This window comes from Streptomyces iakyrus, assembly GCF_000717055.1.
GTDB lineage: Bacteria > Actinomycetota > Actinomycetes > Streptomycetales > Streptomycetaceae > Streptomyces > Streptomyces iakyrus.
Genome location: NZ_JNXI01000073.1, coordinates 1 through 988 on the forward strand (window position 1 = coordinate 1; position 988 = coordinate 988).

Sequence of the window (988 nt, forward strand, 5' to 3'; positions counted from 1 at the left end):
CCAGTCGGGAAACGCTGCCTGGCGCTCGGCGTCTGAGGTGTAGGGCCGGTGGTAGGCCCACTCGTCGAGCAGGGTGCGGTGGAAACGTTCGACCTTGCCGTTCGTCTGCGGCCGCCAGGGCCGTGTCCAGCGCGGGCTGATGCCCAGCTGGTGGCAGGTGTCGCGCCAGGTGTTCTTGGTGTAGGCCCACGCGTTGTCGGTCAGCACGCGTTCGACGGTGACGCCCTGGCTGGCGAACCAGGCCGTTGCCCGGCGCAGGAAGCCGGCGCAGGTGGCGGCTTTCTCGTCGGGCAGGTCTTCGGTGTAGGCCAGGCGGGAGTGATCGTCCAGCGCGGTGTGCAGGCAGGCGTATCCGGTCCCGTTGCGGCGGTCCTGGTTGGCCCGGCCGGCTGCCCGGCCGAGGACCTTGTGTCCGCCGCCGTCGGGGATGCGTCCGAGTTTCTTGACGTCGATATGGAGCAGTTCACCGGGCCGGGCACGTTCGTAACGGCGGACGGGTTCGCCGGTGGCCCGGTCACAGGCGGCCAGTGCGGGCAGGCCGCGGCGGACGAGGATGCGGTGGGCGGTGGAGGCGGCGATGTTGCAGCGGGCGGCCAGCCGCACCGGCCCGATGCGATGCTCGCGCCGCAGGCGCACGACCCGTTCCTCGACGGCATCCGATGTGCGGCCAGGCTGGTGGCGCGGGCGGCTGGAGCGGTCCTGCATCCCGGCGCACCCGTGCTTGCGGTAGCGGCTTGCCCAGCGTGCTGCGGTGGTGTGGCTCACCTGGAAGCGCTCCGCGGCCCGCCGTAGCGGCCATCCGTCCTCGACGACACACCTGGCCAGACGCAGCCTGCCGGTCGCGGTCAGCGGGGCATTACGGTGGAACAACGAGGGCCTCCTGGGCGTCGGTGCAGACTTCGCAATCCACACCGAACCCAGAGGCCCTCGCCTCGTTCAAGGACCACTCAAGGCGTGTCGCCTGTCACCAACGTCCCGGGACAGCACA

At 71.0% G+C, this 988-nt stretch carries 1 protein-coding gene; it reads right to left on the bottom strand.

Annotation, left to right across the window (positions count from 1 at the left end):
• The coding region (locus OO68_RS41575; RefSeq protein WP_033314699.1) for an IS481 family transposase at window positions 1–870 on the bottom strand (870 nt) is incomplete at its 3' end.
• Window positions 871–988 lie beyond the last annotated feature (118 nt).